Source organism: Streptomyces sp. PA03-6a (genome assembly GCF_033792765.1).
GTDB lineage: Bacteria > Actinomycetota > Actinomycetes > Streptomycetales > Streptomycetaceae > Actinacidiphila.
Window position 1 is genome coordinate 15,229 of sequence record NZ_JARAVK010000089.1, and the last position, 19,942, is coordinate 35,170.

Below are 19,942 nucleotides of genomic sequence, written 5' to 3' on the forward strand. Positions count from 1 at the left end.
TGTTCCCCCGCGGGCCGCCGGGGGCGCTTTCAGACGAAGGCGCTCTGCCCGGTGATGGACTTGCCGACGATCAGGGTCTGCATCTCGCGGGTGCCCTCGTAGGAGTAGAGGGCTTCGGAGTCTGCGAAGAACCGGGCGATGTCGTGGCCGAGCAGGATGCCGTTGCCGCCGAAGATCTCGCGGCTCCAGGCGACGACCTCGCGCATTCGTGAGGAGACGAAACCCTTGGCGAGCGCGGACTGTTCGTCGCGGAAGATGCCGGCGTCCTGCAGGCGGGCGAGCTGCACCAGCATGCCCCAGCAGGCGGTGATGTTGCCGAGGCTCTTGACGAGCAGATCCTGCACCATCTGGAACTTCGCGATCGGGCGGCCGAACGCGATGCGTTCGCGTGCGTAGTCCAGGGCCAGTTCGTAGGCGCCGATCATGAGGCCCAGCGACTGCCAGGCGACTCCGCTGCGGGTCATGCGCAGGATCTCCGCGACGTCCCGGAAGGAGTTGATGTTCTGCAGACGGTTCGTCTCGGGCACGCGCACGTCGGTGAGGGTGATCTCGGCGTTCTGCACGATGCGCAGTGCGATCTTGCCCTCGATCTTCTCCGGGACGAACCCGGGTGTGCCCTTCTCGACGACGAAGCCCTTGACGTGGTTGTCGTCGACGTCCCGTGCCCACACCACGACGTAGTCGGCGAAGGTGGCGTTGCCGATCCACTTCTTGGCGCCGTTGAGGACCCAGGTGTCGCCTTCGCGGCGGGCGGTGGTGCGCATCCCGCCGGCGACGTCGGATCCGCCCAGGGGCTCGGTGAGGGCGAACGCGCCGATCTTGTCCATGGTGGCCATCTGCGGCAGCCAGCGGTCGCGCTGTTCCTGGCTGCCGCCGTGGTGGATGGAGTAGAAGGCGAGTCCGTTGTGGACGCCGAAGAAGGTGGCGACGGAGGAGTCCGTACGGCTGAGTTCCATGGCCATCATGCCGCCGAGCAGGTGGCTGACGGCGGGCTGGTGCTCGCCGTAGCCTTCGTAGGACAGTGCGGCCAGGCCGCTGCCGCGGAACTTGTCGATCAGTTCGACGGGGCACTCGCCCTTGGCCCAGTTGTCGTTCACCAGGGGCTTGACCTCCTCCCGCATGAGGGCGCGGGCCTTGAGGAGGATCTTGCGCTCCTCGTCCGGGAGCAGCGACTCGTAGTGGTAGAAGTCGGCGGCCAGATCGTCTTCCAGCGCGGTGAGCTCGTGGTCCATGTCAGTTCTCCTTGGTGCGGTTGGTCTGGGCGGTGGGGTGCAGTGCGGCCAGGACGGCGAGTTGCTTGCGGTCGCGTTCGCCGGCGAGGTCGGCGTACGTGTGGGAGCCGTAGGCCTGCTCCACGGCTTTCACGACGCGTTCCTGGTCCGCGGGGTCGTTCGACGGCTGTCCGAGGGCCAGGTGGCCCATGGATGCGCCGATGTGCTCGATCAGGTGGCGGTAGCCGCCCGGGCCGCCGCCGAGGTGCTGGCCGAGGAAGAGGCCTACGGTGGCCCAGCGGATGCCGAGCGAGGTCGTCAGCACCGTGTCGAGGTCGTCCGGGGTGATGACGCCCTGCTGGACGAGGTAGGTGGCCTCGCGGCTGACCGCGCGCTGGAGGCGGTTGCCGACGAACCCGGGGATCTCCTTGCGTTCGACGACGGGGGTGCGGCCGAGGAAGGTGTAGAAGTCGACGGCGTCCTGGACGGCGTCCTCGCTGGTGCACTCGCCCGGCACGACCTCGACGAGCGGGATCAGATGAGGCGGGTTGAACGGGTGCCCGATCAGGATCCGGCTCGCGTCCTGGAGGCGCCCGGTGAAGGCTGTCGCCGGGATCGCTGACGACGAGCTCAGCAGCAGCGCGTGCCAGGGGGCCTCCTCCACCAGCCGGGCGAACAGCCGCTTCTTGAAGTCGAGGTTCTCGGGGCCGTTCTCCTGGACGATGTCGGCGTCGTGGACGGCTTCGGTGACGTCGCCGGCGAGGTGGACCCGGTCGGCCAGGCCCTCGACGTCAAGGCCCAGGGCGGCCAGGTGCGGGGTGAACTGTGCCAGCGCGGTGTCGACGGCCTCGGCGAGGTCGGGGCGCGGGTCGCTGAGCCGGACGGTCAGGCCGTGGGCGGCGAACAGCGCGGTCCAGGACAGTCCGATGGTGCCGGCGCCGATCACGGCGGCGGTGCGGAAGGGGTGGGTCATGGTGTGCCTGCCTGGAGGTAGTCGAAGACCGGCTCTGCCGGCGCGAGGGTCAGGTCGGTGAGGATGTGGCTCGCCGAGACGATCTCCAGGACGGGCAGGTCGGCCAGCGGCGCGAGGACGTGCTGGAACAACTGCAGCCGCGCGGGGCCGGTGTAGGCGGCCTTGACGACGACGTCGGTGATCTGGGTGCGGACCAGTTCCTGGATGCGCGGGGTGCCGTCGTATCCCGGGACGGTCTTCAGCATGAAGGTCGGCACCGTGATCTGCGCCCGGGCTTCGCGTGGGTCGAGCGGGTAGTGCTTGTAGCCCATGGTCGCGGTGGCCACCCGCAGTGTGCCGTAGTCGAGGGTGCCGACCAGCACGTCGTGGTCGACGTACAGCTTCGGCGCCCCGATCACCTTGGGGTAGGCGCTGACCTCGCGTCCGGCCGCTGTGGCGGGGAAGTTGTCGAGGTACATCGCGTGCAGGTACTCGCCGCGCTCGCCGTCGAAGGCGACCTGGATCGCCTGGCCGCTCTCGGTGTAGGGGCCGTACCCGGTGACGTCGTTCATCTTCATGATCTCGAACCGGACCAGCGGCTCCTTGATCCGCAGGGGCTCGGGGACGACGGCGCGCAGCACGTCGGGGTCGGTGCGGTAGACGATGCTGAGGTACTCGCGGTCGGTGAACCGCGCGGTCACGGGCGCGAATGCCGGGCGGCCCAGCGGGGTGGTGCCGTGGCGTCGTACGTCGTCGATCCTCATGTCACGTCCCCGTCCACTGCGGGGCGCGGTGTTCGGCGAAGGCGGTCATGCCCTCGTGTGCGTCGGCCGAGGCCATCAGGGTGTCCATCGCCTTGGCCTGCAGGCGGAAGGCTTCCGGCTCCGGCATGCCGTCGGCGGCCTGCACGAGGTACTTCACCGCGGCCAGCGCGAGCGGGGCGTTGTTCGCGAGCTGCTCGGCGAGCCCAAGGGCGGCGGTCGCCGCCTGGCCGGGCGCGGTGACGCGGTTGACCAGGCCGAGCTCTCCCGCGCGCAGACCGCTGACCGGCCCGCCCGTGAGCAGCAATTCCATGGCCAGGTGGTAGGGGATGCGCTTGGGCAGGCGGACCACGCCGCCCCCGGCGGCGATGAGTCCGCGCTTGACCTCGGGCAGGCCGAACGTGGTGTCCTCGGCGGCGACGATGAGGTCGCAGCCCAGGGCGAGTTCGAACCCTCCGCCCAGGGCGAAGCCCTCGACGGCGGCGATGAGTGGTTTACTCCGTTCGGCTTCGGTCAGGCCGCCGAAGCCGCGTCCCGGGATCGTCGGGGTCTCGCCTTGCAGCGCGGCCTTGAGGTCCATGCCGGCGCTGAAGGTGCCGCCGGCTCCGGTCAGGACGCCGGCGCGCAGCTCGGCGTCGGCCTCCAGTTCGTCCAGAGCTGCGGCCAGTCCGGCGGCGACAGCGGTGTTGACCGCGTTGCGGGCGTGGGGCCGGTCGATCGTGATCAGCAAGGTCGAACAGACCCGCTGCACGCGCACGTCATTGGTGCTCACGGCTTCTCCTGTGGCTGTTGGTGCTCAGCGGATGGCGGCCAGTTCGGCGATGACCTCGGCGGTGTCCTGGCCGGGTACGGGGGCCAGGCGGCGGATCGAGCCGGGCGTGGCGGAGAACTTGACCGGGATCCCGATCGTGCGGACCGGCCCTTCGGTCGGGTGCACGACGGTGTCGAGGAGGTGGCCTTCGCGGACGTAGGGATCGTCGTGCGAGTGGTCCAGTTCCAGCACCGGCCCCATCGGGATGCTGTGCTTGGTGCACACCTCGGTCCACTCGGCCGTGGTCAGTGCGGGCGCGCACTGGTCGACCAGGTCGGACAGGTCGTCGGCGTCGGCGACGTTGAGGACGGGGCCGTTGACCCTGGGGTCGGCGGCCAGGTCGGGACGGCCGGCGGCATGGAAGAAGTCGCGGTAGTTCTGCGGCGTGTACGGGATCACGGCGGCCAGGCCGTCCTTGGTCCGCCGCGCCTTGTGGTGCTGCGACAGCGACCGCGGGTAGCCCGTGGGACCCGTCGCCGGGTCGAAGGTGTGCCCGGCGAGATGCTCGATCAGGTTGAACGTGATCAGCGTGTCGGCCATCGGGATCTCGATCTGCTGGCCGCGCCCGGTCCTGTTCCGATGCACCAGGGCGGCGAGCACGCTGTAGGCGATGGTCAGGCCGGAGACCTTGTCGGCGAGGATGGTCGGCAGGTAGAGCGGCGTGCCCAGTGCCCGGTTGGCGATGTCGACCAGTCCGGAGGCGGCCTGCACGGTCTCGTCGTAAGCGGCGGCGTCCGCCCGGTCGGAGTCGCCGCGGAAGCCGGCGGCGTGCGCGTAGACCAGGCCCGGGTTGGCGGCGGTGAGGTCGTCGTAGGTCAGGCTCAGCCGGGCGAGCGCGCGAGGTCGCATGTTGGTGATCAGCACATCGGCGGTGTGGATGAGCTTCAGGGCTTGGGCGTGCTCCGCCTCGTCCTTGAGGTCGAGGGCCACGCTGCGCTTGTTGCGGTTGACGTTGAGGTGCAGCGGGGTCATGCCCGGCGTGTTGCGGAACTCGCCTATGTGGAGGGGGTCCGCGGGGGACTCGATCTTGATGACGTCGGCGCCCAGATCTCCCAGGATCTGGGCCGAGTACGGGCCCATGACCACTGTCGAGAGGTCGATGACCCGCACACCGTCGAGCGGGCCGGGAGTGTGAGTGTCCGCCATTGTCTGCGTCCTTTCGTGCCCTTGGCTGGCTACAGAAATGAACGCTAAACGGACATTGCAGACAGTGGAATCACCGTGTTGCTGACATCGGTGTGACCGCAGCGGTCACACCGGCAGCTCAAGCCCCCGGGATGCCTCCATCCATGGCGAAGAGGGCCGACTGCACCCGAAATCAAGGAAATGCGGATACGCCTGGGGGTGTTCATCCCGCTTCCGGTTCGAGTGCCGGCCGGCTCAGACGACGAGCGGCTCGGCGAAGACCAGGCGGGCCGCGTCGATGAGTTCGTCCAGGTCGCCGCCGGAGGCCCGGTCGCGGCGCCAGACCAGGACGGTCTCCAGGTGCCGCTCGAAATCCGTGAACGGCAACACCTTGGTGTTCTCCATCGCGTACCCGTGCAGGGGGCTCTCCGGGTCGAGCAGGGAGAAATAGAAAGCCATCCCGCCGGAAACCACCTCGGCGATTCCGGAATAGTCGGTGTCGGTCAGCTCGATGCGTTTCCTGACCCCCCGCTCGGACATTTCCCGGTCGAGCTGATCGAAATAGGCGGGTCTGCCTTCCTTCGGGGCGACGATGAAGCAGAGGTCGGCCAGTTCGGCCAGGGTCACGCAGTCCCGCCCGGCGAACTGGTCGGCCGGCACCACCGCGCCCAACCGTTCCGACATCACTGGCAGTCGCTCCAGCGCGGGGTCATCGACCGGCAGGCGGGCCAGCGCGAGCGCGAGCTTTCCCTCGCTCACTGCGGTGACCAGAGCCCTGGATGAGCCTGGCCAGCGTAGGAGTTCGCACCGCTCGCTCACGCGCTCGGCGAGCGCGTCGACGAGGTACCTCAGCCGGGGGTGCACTCCCGAAGGAATTCCCACGAACAGGGTGCTGCGTCCTGGTGCGGCCGCCTCGTGCAGCCGCCACGGTATGGAGGTGATCTGCTCCAGTACGTCTCGGGCGATCGGCAGCAACGCCTCACCGGCCGGCGTGAGCGCGACACGGTGTGTGTCGCGCTCGAACAGCCGGTGGTCGAGCTCCCGCTCCAGGTCCTTGATCCGCTGACTCAGCGGAGACGTGGCCATGTGCAGCCGGCGCGCCGCCGCAGAGAAATTCAGCTCCTCCGCGACTGCGACGAAGTACCGCAGATGAAACAATTCCACTCCGTCACGCTAACCCCGATGTGCCGACCGGACTTCTCCGAGGGCGATTCCGCGAGGCCGTGCACGACAGATGCGCCACGCCGGGGCGGTCGGATCATGGTGCCGGGTGCCGGGTGCCGGGTGCCGGGTGCCGGGTGCCGGGTGCCGGGTGCCGGGTGCCGGGTGCCGGGTGCCGGGGTGCGCGGGGTGCGAAGCGCTGGCGACGCTGATCGCCGACCGCCCGCTCGCGCGGTTGGACAGCGACGCAGGCTCGTAGCTGGCGTCGTTGCCGCGCGGGCACCTAGGCCCCCAAGTGGCGCACGGCCAGAATCGTTCCGCGCGACGCGTTGCGGGGCGAGGCGGTAGTGAGCCTGCCCCCTATCCGGCCGAACCAGACCTGCCTCATGTGCCGGCCAGGCGGGTCGCCGGTGCCGGTGCGGCCGCGCCACCGAGGCCCCTGAGGCGCTGTGCGTGCGATGGATGGCGTGTGTCCCGGCACGGCAGCCTTTCGTCAATGGAACAATTCTCGCAAAGGGTAAATTGTTACCTGCCAGGGCAACGTCAGACGGGGACGTCGCAGGGTCCCGCTCCCGGCATGGGGAGGTGTAGGGCGTGCATCCCGTTCAACTGAGCAAAAGCTTCGTCTTCCTGCTGCTCAGCGTTGTGCTGATCTCGGGCCTGCGATTGGCGCTGGCTGCCGCCGATGTGCACGTCATGGGTATCGCGGAGTACGCCGTCCTGATCCCGGTCGTCGCCAGTGCTCTGCTGCCGGTACGGCAGACCATGATCGTCGGACTGTTCAACCTGGCCGCCGCCATCGCGTTGTACGGGGTTCTCCTGCGGGACATGGGGCCCGCCAACCAAATCACGATCATCACGGCGCTGGCGGTGGGCCTGGTCATCAGCGTGGCCGTCTGCCGAATCCGTGTCGCGGGGGAGAGACGCTTCAGCCGGCTCATGATCGCTCGCGAGCGGCTCGCGCTGCTCAGCGAGGCCAGCAGCCGGGTCGGAAGCACTCTCGACGCGGTGCGTACCGCCGAGGAACTGACGGAGGTCGCGGTGCACCGCTTCGCGGACCACGCCACGGTGGACCTCTTCGTCAGTGTCCTCCAGGGCGAGGAACCCGTCCTGCGGCCCGGCACGGGCGATCTCACCCTGTGCCGCACCGCGGCATCGGGATCGCCCGCGCCCCCGGGAGACCTGGGGCCGGGCGAGACCGTCACCTACCGGGAGCGGGCGGAAGCGACCCTAGGGCTGTTTACGGGCGAGCCCATGATGCTTGAGATCACCGGTGCCGCCTCCGTGCCTGCCGATCCCGGCGACGCGGGCACGAACGGGCCGCACTCCGCGCTGGCGATCCCCCTGCGCGCGCGGGGGGCGACCCTCGGCGCGGCGCTGTTCACACGCTCCCCGGGCCGGGCCCCCTTCGACGCCGACGACCTGCTCCTGGCACAGGAGATCGGGGCACGGGCCGCGGTATGCGTGGACAACGCCCGCCGCTACACCGGGGAGCACAACACCTCCCTGGCGCTGCAGCGGAGCCTCCTGCCCCTGGTGGTATCGAGGCAGCCGGCAGTGGAGGCGGCCACGCGCTATCTGCCCGCGGGTCTGTTCGCGGGAGTGGGCGGCGACTGGTATGACGTCATCCCGCTCTCGGGGGCCCGGGTCGCCCTGGTGGTGGGTGATGTGGTCGGCCACGGCGTTCACGCCTCGGCGAGTATGGGGCGGCTGCGTGCCGCCGTACGAACCCTTGCCGACATCGACCTGCCGCCCGACGAACTGCTCACCCACCTCGACGACGTCGTCACCCGGCACCGAGACGTCGGCGGCGCCGGAGCGGTCGCCGGTGAGATCGTGGCGACCTGCCTGTACATGATCTACGACCCGGTCTCGCGCCGCTGCACCGCCGCCCGCGCCGGCCATCCACCGCCCGCCGTCTTGCGTCCCGGATCGGACGTCGAGTACCTCGACATCCCCGCCGGTCCTCCGCTGGGTGTGGGCGGACTTCCCTTCGAGACGGCCGAACTGGAGCTGCCCACAGGCACCCGGCTCGCCCTGTACACCGACGGCCTCATCGAATCCCCGGAACACAGCCTCGACCAGGGACTCGAACACCTCCAGAAAGCCCTATCCGAGCCGATTGCCTCGCTGGAGGACCTGTGCGACCACGTCCTGCACACGGTGGCCGCGGAACAGTCCCGAGACGACGTCGCCCTGGTCATCGCCCGTACCCGCGAGCTCGACGGCGCCCATGCCGCCGCATGGGATCTCACGGAGGATCTCGCCGAGGTGGCCCACGCCCGGGACCTCGCCTCGTCCCGACTGGAGGGCTGGGACCTGGGAGAGCTGGCATTCACCACGGAACTGGTCATCAGCGAGCTGGTCACCAACGCCATCCGCTACGGCTCGGCTCCGGTCCAACTGCGGCTCATCCGCGAGGACACCTTGATCTGCGAGGTGTCCGACGCCAGCAACACCGCCCCCCACCTGCGCCGCGCCCGGATGTTCGACGAGGGCGGGCGGGGGCTGTTCATCGTGGCGCAGCTCGCCGAGCGCTGGGGTACCCGGCAACGGCACGACGGCAAGACCATCTGGGCCGAAATTGCACTCCCGGACAGGCTCCACCGGAGCCACGGTTGCGTCTAGTGCTGTGACCGCATTGGTTCGCTCGCACAGGCTCGGCCAGTACACCTTCCGGCAATCGGGAAAGACGTCGTTGCCCATCCGACTGCCCCGACCACCAACGCGGCGAACTGGCTCTGCACCTCCCCTTAGGCGGCGACGGCTTCACCCAGGTCCACCTCGGCCGTCTCCTCTTCGGTGTCCCGCTGCCGGTTCGCCGGCGAGGCCAGGGCCGGGGCGGCGCGGTGCTCGGTGACCGTTGCGGCAGTCATCAGCAGCGCTCCCGCGGCCAGCCAGAACACCAGGGACAGGATGCGGCCGCCGAAACCCGTCGAGTCGAAGTACAGCAGGCTGCGTGCGCCCTCCACGAAGCCGGCGCCATTCCAGAAGGCGTGCAGCGCGCCGAAGAAGCCGTTCTGCAGCGCGGGCTGGAGGATGCCGCCGGAGCTGGTGAAGTTCAGCATCACGAACAGCACCATCTGGACCGCCGTCGTCCAGCGCCCGAGGAAGGTGTGAAGGGCGATGCCGATGGTGAGGATGCCGGCCGAGTAGAGCCAGGCCGTGCCCCACACCCCGGGCAGGTTGTGGTCGACGATGTGGAAGACCGGCCCGGCCAGCACCGCCGCTATGACGCTCATCGCAAGCGCGGTAACCACGCCGATGACCGCCCGGGTCCCCATACGCAGTGCGGCACCGGCGGCGCTGATGGCGGCGACGCCGGCGTTGGAGCCGATGGTCAGTGCGACCAGCAGGAAGAACAGGCCCTGGCCGGTGAGGTCGCCGCTGGAGAGCCGGGACAGGTCGGTGACGTGGAGGGGCGCGTCGTGCTTGCCGGCCACGGTCGTGAACACGATCTCCGCGGCGGTGGCGGAGGTGTCGGAGTTGGCCTTGGCGACCAGCAGCTCGGGGTGTCTGACGCTGGGCACGTAGGCGCCGACCAGGTCCCGGTCCATGATCCGGCGCTGAGCCGCGGCCCGGTCGGGCTCGGTGGTGACGTCCAGCGCATCACCGGCCTTGTCTTTGATCGTCTGGGCCAGCAGCTGCACTCGCGGCGAGGTGCCGATGACGGCGACCTTCAGGCCCTGTGCATGCGGTGCGTGGAAGGCGCCGAGGTAGGCCAGCCCCATGCCCAGGCACATCAGCAGCGGGGTGATCAGGAGGACCACCACATGCCGGACGGTACGGGATGTGCTGGTCGTTGTCGGCCGCCTTCCGGCCAGACGGTGGGTGCTCATTACGTGCTCTCCTTCACTGGGTAGTTGTAACGTACATATGAATTGGGTTGCATGCTGCAACCAGTGAAGAAGGGAGTGCCCCGCCATGCCCGACCGTCAGGCGTCGACGGACGTCATTCAGCGTGAACTGACCGCATTCGCCCGCCGCGCCCGGCAGAAGGCCGTCCAGCTCCACCGGGAGCTGACACTGGTGGCCCACAACATGCTCGACCACGTGCACCGGAACGGCAGCTGCCACGCCGCCGACCTCGCGGCGCACTTCATGCTCGACAAGTCCACCGTCAGCCGGCAGATCGCCATGCTCGAGGCAGAGGGCATGATCGTGCGCGAGACCGACCCGGACGACCACAGGAGGCAGATCCTCAAGGCGTCCGAGAAGGGCCTGGACCAGCTGAAGGAGGCCAACCGGCAGCGCCGCTCCTCCTTCCGGGAGCGGTTCACCGACTGGGACGACGCCGACTTGGCCCAGCTGGCCGTCTACCTGCGGCGCTACAACGCCGCCGACGTCCACTGACGGAGAATTTCCGCCACCCGTGCCCGTGCTCGCCGATCGGGCAGCCTCTTCCGCATGGACACTCCCAGCAGCCGAGCCTGTGGCGAGTTCTCGCTCCAGGCGCAGGGCCGCCCGGGCCTGCGCGCTCGCGGGCGCCAAGCGGTTGCCGTCGCACCGGTCGATGGCCGTCCGGCGGTGTGATCAGGCAGCCTCGCCTACCGGCAGGCCGGCAGCCCAGACATCGACGGCCTGCCCGTCCTTGTGGACATCGGCACAGTCCAGGCCTCGTCGACCACCTCACGCGGAAGTTGATCAACGGCAGGGTTGTGACCGCTGCGGTCACACCGGTGGGAGCGACTCGATAATTCCGTTCTCTGCCAGAAGCACACAGGGTTGATGCATCAAGGCTCCGACCCGGACATGAGGTTGGCGCGACCCCCAGGAGGGCACATGCCTACCCTCGACCGCCAGGACAACGTCTTCGTACTCGCATCCGTCGACGTCGACCTGGACGAGGCGGGGAAGGCCCAAGGGCCGCGCGCCGCGGTGGCCGCCGCAACGGGCAGGTTCTACTCCAACGGCCTTGACCTGGAGTGGCTGGACGCCCACGCCGACCAGCACGAGAATTGCCGCACCCGCGTCCATGGCCTCTTCGCCCGCGTGCTGTCCCTGGCGGGGATCACCGTGGCCACGCTGCAGGGGCACCCCTTCGCTGCCGGTGCGATGTTCCCCCTCGCGGACGACTTCCGCGTCATGCGTGCCGACCGTGGCTACTGGGGCCTGTCCGAGGCCGACATCGGCATCCGGTTCACGCCCGGCATGGCCGCCCTCATCCAGTCGCGGATGACGCTGCGCATCGCGCACGAGGCCGTGATCAGCGCTCGTCGCTACAGCGGTTCGGACGCCGCTGATCCGGCACCCGCAAGGCGGAGCTCGGCGAACATGCCATCACCTGCTGATTGGCTATCGATGCGTGACAGCGCGCCAGGGAGACTGAGTCTCCGATGACACACGCCAAAGGAGCCATGATGCAGGTAGCAGTCGTCACCTTCGACGGGTTCAACGAGCTCGACAGTTTCATCGCTTCCGCACTGATCAACCGGTGCCGCAAAGACGGCCTGGAAGCCTTCATCACGACGCCGACGCCGGTGGTCGCGTCGATGAACGGCGTCGAGGTGACCGGGCAGCGCCCGATGGAGTTCATGCGCGAGGCCGACGTCGTGCTGATCGGCAGCGGGGTCAAGGCACGCGACGTGGTCGCCGATGACCGGCTGATCTCCATGTTGCAACCCGACCCTTCGCGACAGCTGATCGGTTCCCAGTGCTCCGGTGCGCTGGTAATGGCGCGCCTCGGGCTGCTCGGCAGCATGCCGGCGTGCACGGACATCAAGAGCAGGCCTTTCGTCGAAGCCGCGGGCGTCACCGTGCTGGACGCGCCGTTCCACGCCGAGGGGAACATCGCCACCGCGGGAGGCTGCCTGGCATCCCAGTACCTCGCCGCATGGGTCATCAGCCGAATGCTCGGGGACGATGCCGTCCGCGATGTCCTCGGATACGTGGCTCCGGTGGGGGAGAGCCAGGAGACCGTCGAGCGCGCCCTGCGCGCCGTCCACGCGGGCGAGGCCGCCCTGCGCTGACCAACGCTGATCAACCGATCGGCATCCGCCACACGATGGGAGCAGACCCATGACTGCGATCGCAGGTTCGACCGTCCTCGTCACCGGAGGCAGCCGGGGCATCGGCAGGGCCCTGGTCGAGTCCTTGTACGACCGAGGGGCGAAGAAGGTGTACGCCACCGCCCGTGATCCCCGGACCATCACCCATCCGGGCGCGGTCTCGCTGGCCCTGGAAGTCACCGACCCGACGTCGGTGGCCGCCGCCGCGGAACAGGCACAGGACGTCACCATCCTGGTCAACAACGCCGGTGGGTCCATCGGGGCCTCGTTCCTGGCCTCCCCGGTGGACGACGTCCGCCGCGAGTTCGAGACCAACTTCTACGGCCCCCTGGCGATGACCCGGGCCTTCGCCCCGGTCATCGAGGCCAACGGCGGCGGCCACCTGCTCAACGTGCACTCGGTCCTGTCCTGGATCGCTCTGGCCGGTTCCTACAGCGCCTCCAAGGCCGCTCTCTGGTCTCAGACCAACTCGCTGCGGCTGGAGCTGAAGCCGCGCGGCATCAACGTCACCGGGCTGCACGTCGGGTACGTGGACACCGACCTGGCGGCGCACGTCGCCTCCCCGAAGACGTCACCCGAAAGCGTCGCGGAGCAGGCGCTGGACGGCATCGAAGCCGATGCCTACGAAGTGCTGGCCGACGAGCGCTCCCGTCAGGTCAAGGCAGGCCTGGCAGCGGATCTTGCCGCCCTGTACCCCCAGCTGGCGGCCTGAGGAACCCATCGCCCTCTCTCAGCCGGGGCTATTGCACGCATGGTCTCAGCGTCTGTGTGCGGGGGCTCGCATCTGCCGGGAAACGGGCGCGCTGCAACCGCGTATCCCCGAGCCGGGCGCCTGGCTACGGAGCGCCACTCCTGCCAGCAGCACGTGTGGCGGGCACCGGCGGCGTGCTGATGAGCGCGCACGATTGGGGAGTCCACACGAGACGACCCAGCCGAGCTCTTTGTCGGCGTCGGCGTCGGCGTCGGCCTCGGCCATCAGAGCCGTGAACACCCGCTCCCAAGTGCCATCAACGGCCCATATCCGGCAGTCGGTTGTAGACGCCTCGCCAGTTCCCGTACTTCTCGGTCTTTGCCGTGGCGGGTGGGCAGTTTCGGGTGGTGCGTAGCCACGTCGTTTGTAGTGGCTGATGCGGGCTTAGTGTTGGCGTCGGCGTCGCCAGATTAGTAGGAGATCCCCGACCGGCCAACGGTCTTGGTGGTCAAGGTCACCCGAACCCGGGTGTGACGCCCCGCGTCTCACTTCACCGCCTCGGCCGCAGGCTCGCGCGGATCCGCCCAACAGGGGGTCTGCCGATGCCGATCGCACCGCTCCGCGGTGTCCGTCCGGTCTGCCTTGAACGTCCGGGACGGGCCGTTGGTGTGTCTACGCGGTGTCCCGCGCCCGTGCGTTTGCCGCCCGCCCGCTTGCCCGGACGCAGCGGTGTCGACGTGACAGTTGTTGCCCGTGTTATCCGTGCGGCGCCGGATGCCCCGCGTTGCACGGATCGAGGGCCATCACGGGGTGACGTCCCGCCGTGGTGGTCGAGGGGTGGTGCTCTTGCGGGGGCTGGTCTGCTGCTCCCAGAGGTCGATCTTCTCGTTGATCTTTTCGGCGGCGGTGCGCAGGGTGTCCAGTTCGGCGGAGTCGAGGACGTCGAAGACGAGGTCGCGTACGCGGGCCACGTGTCCTGGGGCGGCATCGGCGAGATGGGCATAGCCGCCTTCGGTCAGGATCGCCTGGGTGTAGCGGCCGTTGGTCGGGTCGGGTTCGCGGCGGACGAGACCCCGGCGTTCCAGTCTGCTGATCAGGTGGGAGAGACGGGACTGCTCGGAGTTGGCCCGGACGGCCAGGTCACTCATGCGCATGCGGTGTCCCGGCTGCTCGGACAGTCCGGCGAGGACGTAGTACTCGAGGTAGCTGAGGTGCGCGTCCTGCTGCAGCTGCGCTTCCAGGGCGGTGGGCAGTCTGTGCATCATCAGGCCGAATTGCTGCCATGTCTCCTGCTCCGCCGGGGTCAGCCAGCGGCGCTGATCGTTCGGGTGCGGAGGCTGTTCAGGCATGCCGGGAGTCTATCTGGCATGAACGTTCACGAGCCACGCTCGCACTTGAATGTTCATGAGTCGATGTCCTAGGGTGTGACATGAAAGTTCAAGTGAAAGGGCCGGGCTTGCATCGGCGGCCCATCAAGGAGAAGACCACATGAGTGACCTGAAGATCGCCGTCATCCTCGGCAGCACGCGGCCCGGCCGCAACGGCAAGGTTGTCGCGGACTGGGTGGTGGACCGGTCCGGCGCCCGTACCGGCGTCGAGTACGAGCTGGTCGACCTCGTCGACTACCCGCTGCCCCACCTGGACGAGGCCATCCCCCCGGCCATGGGTCAGTACCAGGGTGAGCACACCAAGGCGTGGGCCGCCAAGATCGCCGAGTTCGACGGGTACATCTTCGTGACCCCCGAGTACAACCACTCCACCTCCGGTGTGCTCAAGAACGCGATTGACTACCTGTACGGCGAGTGGAACAACAAGGCCGCCGCCTTCGTCTCCTACGGCTCGCTCGGCGGCGCTCGGGCGATCGAGCACCTGCGGGGCGTGGCCAGCGAACTGCAGCTGGCCCACGTGCGTCAGCAGCTGTCCTTCTCGCTGTTCACCGACTTCGAGAACTTCTCCGTCTTCAAGCCGGGCGAGCAGCACGACGCTGCCGCGACAGCCCTGTTCGACCAGCTCGAGTCCTGGGCCCGCGCCCTCAAGACCGTCCGGGTCTGACGCCCTCGCCCGTCGGAATGCGGGCGACGGAGAGACCGTCCATCCTCAGGCGAGTCCCGGAACGGGCTGCGTTCCAGTTCCGGGACTCGCCCGAGCGGCTCGCCATGCCCGCCACCGGACCGCAACGGAGAGGTTCTTCGACCGCGGGGCCCATCGGGCCGCGTCACCATGCGGCGCACCGCTGCCGTCCGGATCAACCTGGAGGGCGGGGGCGAACTCCCCCGTTTCTCCGGCCACCGCCACCGCCACCGCCACCGCTGGGAACTCGCTCACCGCGTCGGCCGCGTCTGCGTAGCCGCACTCGCCAACTCCCCGACCGAGGACGGCCGGCCCAGCGGACGGCTGTCCGCGCGGCAGGCCGTCTGCGGGATGCCGCTTCGCATCATCGACCTCACGCCCTGAGCGGGCACGGGACGGGTGTCTGGGGGCTACTCCGAGCGCGACGACGGGAGCGTGAGTCGCGGGAAAGGAAGTCACCTCTTCCGCGGCGGAGGCCCGCGCGGAGAGCGGCGATCCCTTCGGGGCACCCCTCAAGCACCTTCAGCCGGCCTTCCCTCACGAAGTCCCGAAGTGGATACCTTCATGTCTCGAACAGCCTTCCAGGCTCCCGGCGACGCGCATGCCGCCCGCTGGAAAGCGCTCGTCTTCATCGCGCTGGCCCAGCTGATGGTCGTCCTCGACGCGACCATCGTGAACATCGCCCTGCCCTCCGCCCAGGCCGACCTGGGCATCTCCGACGGCAACCGGCAGTGGGTCGTCACGGCCTACGCCCTGGCCTTCGGTGGTCTGCTCCTGTTCGGCGGGCGGGTGGCCGACCTGTGGGGCCGCAAGCGCGCGTTTGTCATAGGCCTGATCGGCTTTGCGGCTGCCTCCGTGCTCGGTGGCGTGGCGACGACCGGCGCGACGATGTTCGGCGCCCGCGCCCTCCAGGGCGCCTTCGGTGCCCTGCTCGCCCCTGCCGCGCTCTCTCTGCTCGCCGTGATGTTCACCGACGCCAAGGACCGCGCCAAGGCGTTCGGGATCTATGGCGCGATCGCAGGTGGCGGCAGTGCCGTGGGTTTCATTCTCGGCGGTGTGCTCACGGAATACCTGGACTGGCGCTGGACGTTCTTCGTCAACGTCCCGTTCGCGATCGTCGCTGCGGCCGGTGCCTTCGTCGTCGTTCGTGAGCCCGAGAGCGGCCACATGCGTTCTCCGCTCGACATCCCCGGCGTCGTCCTGTCCACCTTGGGTCTGGTCTCGCTGGTCTACGGCTTCACCCGTGCCGAGTCCGACGGCTGGGACGACACCACGACCATCTCCCTGTTCGTCGCATCGGTGGTCTTGCTGCTCGCCTTCGTTGTCACCGAAGCCAAGGTCAAGGCCCCGCTGCTGCCCTTTCGTGTGGTCACCGACCGCAACCGCGGCGGCGTCTACCTCTCCCTCGGCATCGCGGTCATCGCGATGTTCGGCACCTTCCTCTTCCTGACCTACTACCTGCAGGTCGTCAAGGGCTACTCGCCGGTCAAGAGCGGGCTCTCCTTCCTGCCGATGGTGGCGGGCATGATGATCGGCTCGACGCAGATCGGGACGCGGCTGGCGACCCGTGTCCCGGCCCGGTTGCTGATAGGTCCCGGCTACGTGGTGGCCATGACGGGGATGGTCGTGCTGGCGCAAATGGAGGTCGGCGCGTCGTACGTCTCGACCGTCCTGCCGGCGCTTCTGCTGCTCGGTCTCGGCATGGGTACGACGTTCACGCCCGCCATGTCCCTGCCCACCCAGGGCATCGAGCCCCGGGACGCCGGTGTCGCCTCCGCGATGGTCAACACCTCGCAGCAGGTGGGCGGCGCGATCGGCACAGCCCTGCTGAACACGGTCGCCGCCTCCGCGACGACCTCGTACGTCAAAAACCACATCGCTGGCGCCGCGACGAAGCCGCAGCGGCAACTGATCCAGCTGCAGGGCGTGGTGCACGGCTACACCCACGCCATCTGGTTCGCCGTCGGCATGCTGGTGATCGCCACGCTGATCGTCCTGGCCCTGGTCGACGCCGGCCGCGCGGGCAGCGAGGGCGCCGACGACGAGCCGGCGGTGCCGGTGGTCGCCCACTGACGCGCCGGGTAGTCCGGCGGAAACCTGTCGTGGGGGCCTGGAGGGACCGCACAGCCACGGATACGCACCAACATCTCACCGCCATGGCGGACATGGCAGGCCGCCGAGTGGCCCTCTGCCCGGTCGGAGGGCCCCGGCTTAAGACACCCGCCCGGCAGCGGGGCGATGTGGAAGGAACATACGTTGACAGAGCAGTTGCGGCTGATGGCGGTCCACGCACACCCGGACGACGAGTCCAGCAAGGGCGCCGCGAGCATGGCGAAATACGTCGCCCAGGGCGTGGACGTCCTGGTGGTCACCTGCACCGGCGGCGAGCGCGGTTCCATCCTCAACCCGAAGCTCCAGGGCGACCCGGAGATCGAGGCCAACATTCACGAGGTGCGACGCAATGAGATGGACGCCGCGCGGGAGCTTCTCGGCGTCAGGCAGGCCTGGCTGGGGTTCGTCGACTCCGGCATGCCGGAGGGCGACCCGCTGCCCCCGCTGCCCGAAGGCTGTTTCGCACTGGAGCCGCTGGAGATGGCGGCCGAACCGCTGGTTCGGCTCATCCGCGAGTTCCGTCCCCATGTGATCACCACGTACGACGAGACCGGCGGCTACCCGCACCCCGACCACATCATGACCCACACGATCACGATGGCCGCCTTCGAGGCAGCCGGCGACCCCGATGCCTACCCGAAGTCCGGTGAACCCTGGCAGCCGCTCAAGGTGTACTACAACCACGGCATGTCGATGGCCCGGATCCGCGCCCTCCACGCCTACATGGTCGAGCACGGCCACGAGTCCCCGTACGGCGAGTGGATCGCCGCCTGGGAGAAGGAGGGCCGCGACGACCGCGAGTTCACCACACGCGTGCACTGCGCCGACTGGTTCGAGGTGCGCGACCGGGCGCTGATTGCCCACGCCACCCAGATCGACCCGGACGGCCCGTGGTTCCAGGTGCCGCTCGACGTCCAGCGCGAGGTCTGGCCGACCGAGGAATACGAGCTGGCCCGCTCGCTGGTCGACACCTCGCTCCCAGAGGACGACCTGTTCGTCGGCATCACCGCCCGCGTCACCGTCTGACCTGTCCGCTCTTGGTGGCCGATTCCAACTGTCGACGGGGGTGTACAAAGAACGGGACCTCTCTGATCGTTCCTTATTGACACAGAAAGGTGGCATTCAAAGGACCGATCCGCGCGGAGCAGTCCCGCCGGCAGACCTGAACAGGAGCGCCAGCCTGTTGCCCACGCCGGGATGACGTGTGGAGTGCGCGCGAGTTGGCTCGCTCGTCGTGGATGCCTCCCTGCTTCGTCGGCTACCCGACGCTCGATTGAGTCCCTGCGCCTTGATCACAGGGGCTGCAGTCCGACGCGTTACCCAAAGGCTGTCTTGCGAGCCCGGGCGGCCGTACGCGGGATGGGCCCGCACGCCAACCGCGGGACGACCTCGCCCTCACCTCATGACCACACGGGCCAGCCACCGGGAGTGTAAAACGTTCGGTGTAACTCCTGATCAAGGAAGATGCACCGATGACCAGCGATAACGTGACCGAGCCCGAGTCCGCTGAGGTGGCTGTGTTGCAGCCGTCGAAGTCCGTGGACGATCACCTGATCGACGAGTTTGGTGGGGCGGGCCCAGGCTGAGGGGCTCCAGCGGACAGGCGAGGGCGGGCTGTTGCAGCAGTTGACCAAGCGGCTGCTGGAGTCCGCCCTGGAAGGTGAGATCACCGACCACCTCGTCTATGACAAGCACGACCCGGCCGGCAAGAACGGCGGCAACTCCCGCAACGGCACCCGCGGCAAGACCGTGCTCACCGAGGTCGGACCGGTTGAGATTTCCGTGCCCCGTGACCGGGACGGCACCTTCGAGTGAAGATCCGCGACGGCGCCGTGGCCAGCCGGCCGATCTACGTGGCTCTGGCCGTCACTGCAGAGGGTCGGCGGGACATCCTGGGTCTGTGGGCCGACGACGGCGGCGAGGGCGCCAAGCACTGGATGCACATCCTCACCGAGATCAAGAACCGAGGCGTCAACGACGTCCTCATGCTCGTCTGCGACGGCCTCAAGGGCCTGCCCGACGCGGCGGAGACCGTCTGGCCCCGCACCACGGTGCAGACCTGTGTGGTCCACCTGCTGCGGAACTCCTTCCGCTATGCGGCCCGCCAGGACTGGGACAAGATCGCTCGTGTCCTCAAGCCCGTCTACACGGCATCGACCGAGGAGGCCGCGCTCGAGCGGTTCGCCGAGTTCGCCGGTGCCTGGGGCAAGAAGTACCCGGCGATCGTCCGGCTCTGGGAGAACGCATGGGAGGAGTTCACCCCGTTCCTCCGCTTCGACAGCGAGATTCGCCGCATCGTCTGCATCACGAACGCGCTCGAGTCCGTGAACGCCAGGATCCGCCGGGCGGTCAAGGCCCGTGGGCATTTTCCGAACGAGACCGCCGCCTTGAAGTGCGTCTACATGGCCATCATGAGCCTGGACCCCACCGGCAAAGGCCAGGCCCGCTGGACCATGCGTTGGAAGACCGCCCTGAACGCCTTCGACATCACCTTCGACGGCCGACTCTCCGCAGCCCGCCAATAACCCCAACCACCCTGGTTACACCGCTCGTGCCTGGTGAGAGGCGTTGTTCGGAGTGTAGGGCGGGGATTGTTGGTCTGGGGCGGTCTTGCCGGACTGCCCCTCCAACGAGTGGAGTCGTCGCTTGTAGTGGCAGTGGCGTGCGATGGCCTGGTGTCTGCGTCGCCAGAGCGACCAGTTCACCGTGTGGATGCGAAGCGGCCGGTCAGGTTGGGGCGGGCGGCGAGTTGCCAGGAGCCGGCGGACTTCTGCCACGGTGAGTGGGACCAGGGTGCCGGAACCGTCTCTGCATCCCCTGTGCCGCCGCCCGAGTCGCGGTGGCCGCGAGCAATGCGTGGGCGAGCATGGCCAAGGTGATGTGCCGGTACCAGCCGGTGTAGCGGCGGACCTCGTACTGGTCCAGGCCGCACTCGTTCTTCGCGGCCTGGTCGGGTAGGACCGCCACATTGCTGCGGCGGTCCCCCCTCAGAACCGTGCGGGCCCGTTGTCCGAGCACACGGCTCAAGCAAGCCCTGATG

The 19,942-nt window shown here is 68.6% G+C and carries 17 protein-coding genes and 2 pseudogenes; 10 read left to right on the plus strand and 9 right to left on the minus strand.

Annotation, left to right across the window (positions count from 1 at the left end; genetic code table 11):
- Window positions 1-29: 29 nt before the first annotated feature.
- From PV350_RS21790 to PV350_RS21815, 6 genes are all read right to left on the minus strand, one after another.
- The gene (locus tag PV350_RS21790) at window positions 30-1,232 is read right to left on the minus strand and encodes an acyl-CoA dehydrogenase family protein (protein WP_500335498.1); all 1,203 of its coding nucleotides are present in this window, start codon (window positions 1,230-1,232) and stop codon (window positions 30-32) included.
- A gap of 1 nt (window position 1,233) precedes the next feature.
- Window positions 1,234-2,184 (minus strand): 3-hydroxyacyl-CoA dehydrogenase NAD-binding domain-containing protein, encoded by a 951-nt coding sequence (locus tag PV350_RS21795; RefSeq protein WP_500335500.1) that lies wholly within the window; start codon window positions 2,182-2,184, stop codon window positions 1,234-1,236.
- A complete protein-coding gene (locus tag PV350_RS21800) occupies window positions 2,181-2,927 on the minus strand; it encodes an acetoacetate decarboxylase (protein WP_499516605.1) in 747 nt (248 codons plus the stop codon). Before PV350_RS21800 ends, PV350_RS21795 begins: the two co-directional genes overlap by 4 nt.
- A gap of 1 nt (window position 2,928) precedes the next feature.
- Window positions 2,929-3,696: a crotonase/enoyl-CoA hydratase family protein gene (locus PV350_RS21805; RefSeq protein WP_500335501.1), complete on the minus strand. Its 768-nt coding sequence runs from the start codon at window positions 3,694-3,696 to the stop codon at window positions 2,929-2,931.
- Window positions 3,697-3,720: 24 nt separating this feature from the next.
- A complete protein-coding gene (locus PV350_RS21810) occupies window positions 3,721-4,881 on the minus strand; it encodes a CaiB/BaiF CoA transferase family protein (protein WP_499516607.1) in 1,161 nt (386 codons plus the stop codon).
- A gap of 234 nt (window positions 4,882-5,115) precedes the next feature.
- The gene (locus tag PV350_RS21815) at window positions 5,116-6,024 is read right to left on the minus strand and encodes a LysR family transcriptional regulator (protein ID WP_499516608.1); all 909 of its coding nucleotides are present in this window, start codon (window positions 6,022-6,024) and stop codon (window positions 5,116-5,118) included.
- 591 nt (window positions 6,025-6,615) lie between these two features.
- Between PV350_RS21815 and PV350_RS21820 the strand changes: the two genes are divergently transcribed.
- A complete protein-coding gene (locus PV350_RS21820; protein WP_500335502.1) occupies window positions 6,616-8,649 on the plus strand; it encodes an ATP-binding SpoIIE family protein phosphatase in 2,034 nt (677 codons plus the stop codon).
- A 125-nt stretch (window positions 8,650-8,774) separates the two neighbouring features.
- Here PV350_RS21820 and PV350_RS21825 read toward each other — a convergent pair whose 3' ends face one another.
- Entirely contained in the window at window positions 8,775-9,860 is a 1,086-nt protein-coding gene (locus PV350_RS21825) for an ABC-2 transporter permease (RefSeq protein WP_500335504.1), read from the minus strand.
- An 85-nt stretch (window positions 9,861-9,945) separates the two neighbouring features.
- On the opposite strand from PV350_RS21825, the gene PV350_RS21830 reads away from it, so the two are divergent.
- The 4 genes from PV350_RS21830 (at window position 9,946) to PV350_RS21845 (ending at window position 12,741) form a co-directional block, all read left to right on the plus strand.
- A complete protein-coding gene (locus PV350_RS21830; protein WP_500335506.1) occupies window positions 9,946-10,374 on the plus strand; it encodes a MarR family winged helix-turn-helix transcriptional regulator in 429 nt (142 codons plus the stop codon).
- Window positions 10,375-10,803: 429 nt separating this feature from the next.
- Entirely contained in the window at window positions 10,804-11,361 is a 558-nt protein-coding gene (locus PV350_RS21835) for an enoyl-CoA hydratase-related protein (protein WP_500335508.1), read from the plus strand.
- Between the two features lie 20 nt (window positions 11,362-11,381).
- The gene (locus PV350_RS21840; RefSeq protein WP_500335510.1) at window positions 11,382-11,990 is read left to right on the plus strand and encodes a DJ-1/PfpI family protein; all 609 of its coding nucleotides are present in this window, start codon (window positions 11,382-11,384) and stop codon (window positions 11,988-11,990) included.
- Between the two features lie 49 nt (window positions 11,991-12,039).
- Complete coding sequence (locus PV350_RS21845; protein ID WP_500335512.1) at window positions 12,040-12,741, plus strand: SDR family oxidoreductase; 702 nt, start codon at window positions 12,040-12,042, stop codon at window positions 12,739-12,741.
- A gap of 782 nt (window positions 12,742-13,523) precedes the next feature.
- Here the strand turns inward: PV350_RS21845 and PV350_RS21850 are convergent.
- The gene (locus PV350_RS21850) at window positions 13,524-14,069 is read right to left on the minus strand and encodes a MarR family winged helix-turn-helix transcriptional regulator (RefSeq protein WP_500335513.1); all 546 of its coding nucleotides are present in this window, start codon (window positions 14,067-14,069) and stop codon (window positions 13,524-13,526) included.
- Window positions 14,070-14,208: 139 nt separating this feature from the next.
- Between PV350_RS21850 and PV350_RS21855 the strand changes: the two genes are divergently transcribed.
- From PV350_RS21855 to PV350_RS21875, 5 genes and pseudogenes are all read left to right on the plus strand, one after another.
- Entirely contained in the window at window positions 14,209-14,772 is a 564-nt protein-coding gene (locus tag PV350_RS21855; protein ID WP_500335515.1) for an NADPH-dependent FMN reductase, read from the plus strand.
- Between the two features lie 66 nt (window positions 14,773-14,838).
- Window positions 14,839-15,174 carry a glutamate-cysteine ligase family protein gene (locus PV350_RS21860; RefSeq protein ID WP_500335527.1) on the plus strand — a complete coding sequence of 112 codons (336 nt, stop codon included), beginning with the start codon at window positions 14,839-14,841 and terminating at the stop codon, window positions 15,172-15,174.
- Window positions 15,175-15,354: 180 nt separating this feature from the next.
- Window positions 15,355-16,863 (plus strand): MFS transporter, encoded by a 1,509-nt coding sequence (locus PV350_RS21865; protein WP_500335517.1) that lies wholly within the window; start codon window positions 15,355-15,357, stop codon window positions 16,861-16,863.
- Window positions 16,864-17,046: 183 nt separating this feature from the next.
- On the plus strand, window positions 17,047-17,928 hold the full coding sequence (gene mca, locus PV350_RS21870) for a mycothiol conjugate amidase Mca (RefSeq protein ID WP_500335519.1): 882 nt from the start codon (window positions 17,047-17,049) through the stop codon (window positions 17,926-17,928).
- 446 nt (window positions 17,929-18,374) lie between these two features.
- Window positions 18,375-19,427, plus strand: a pseudogene (locus tag PV350_RS21875) (IS256 family transposase).
- Between the two features lie 202 nt (window positions 19,428-19,629).
- On the opposite strand, the pseudogene PV350_RS21880 reads toward PV350_RS21875, so the two are convergent.
- A pseudogene (locus PV350_RS21880) lies at window positions 19,630-19,851 on the minus strand (IS701 family transposase); the annotation flags it as partial.
- Window positions 19,852-19,942 lie beyond the last annotated feature (91 nt).

Bases quoted from the DNA above. Each gene is read 5' to 3' on its own strand.
- PV350_RS21845 (WP_500335512.1), top strand. From the start codon at position 12,040: ATGACTGCGATCGCAGGTTCGACCGTCCTCGTCACCGGAGGCAGCCGG.
- PV350_RS21830 (WP_500335506.1), top strand. From the start codon at position 9,946: ATGCCCGACCGTCAGGCGTCGACGGACGTCATTCAGCGTGAACTGACC.
- PV350_RS21800 (WP_499516605.1), bottom strand. From the start codon at position 2,927: ATGAGGATCGACGACGTACGACGCCACGGCACCACCCCGCTGGGCCGC.
- PV350_RS21790 (WP_500335498.1), bottom strand. From the start codon at position 1,232: ATGGACCACGAGCTCACCGCGCTGGAAGACGATCTGGCCGCCGACTTC.
- PV350_RS21825 (WP_500335504.1), bottom strand. From the start codon at position 9,860: ATGAGCACCCACCGTCTGGCCGGAAGGCGGCCGACAACGACCAGCACA.
- PV350_RS21810 (WP_499516607.1), bottom strand. From the start codon at position 4,881: ATGGCGGACACTCACACTCCCGGCCCGCTCGACGGTGTGCGGGTCATC.
- PV350_RS21855 (WP_500335515.1), top strand. From the start codon at position 14,209: ATGAGTGACCTGAAGATCGCCGTCATCCTCGGCAGCACGCGGCCCGGC.
- PV350_RS21840 (WP_500335510.1), top strand. From the start codon at position 11,382: ATGCAGGTAGCAGTCGTCACCTTCGACGGGTTCAACGAGCTCGACAGT.
- PV350_RS21865 (WP_500335517.1), top strand. From the start codon at position 15,355: ATGTCTCGAACAGCCTTCCAGGCTCCCGGCGACGCGCATGCCGCCCGC.
- PV350_RS21795 (WP_500335500.1), bottom strand. From the start codon at position 2,184: ATGACCCACCCCTTCCGCACCGCCGCCGTGATCGGCGCCGGCACCATC.
- PV350_RS21850 (WP_500335513.1), bottom strand. From the start codon at position 14,069: ATGCCTGAACAGCCTCCGCACCCGAACGATCAGCGCCGCTGGCTGACC.
- PV350_RS21835 (WP_500335508.1), top strand. From the start codon at position 10,804: ATGCCTACCCTCGACCGCCAGGACAACGTCTTCGTACTCGCATCCGTC.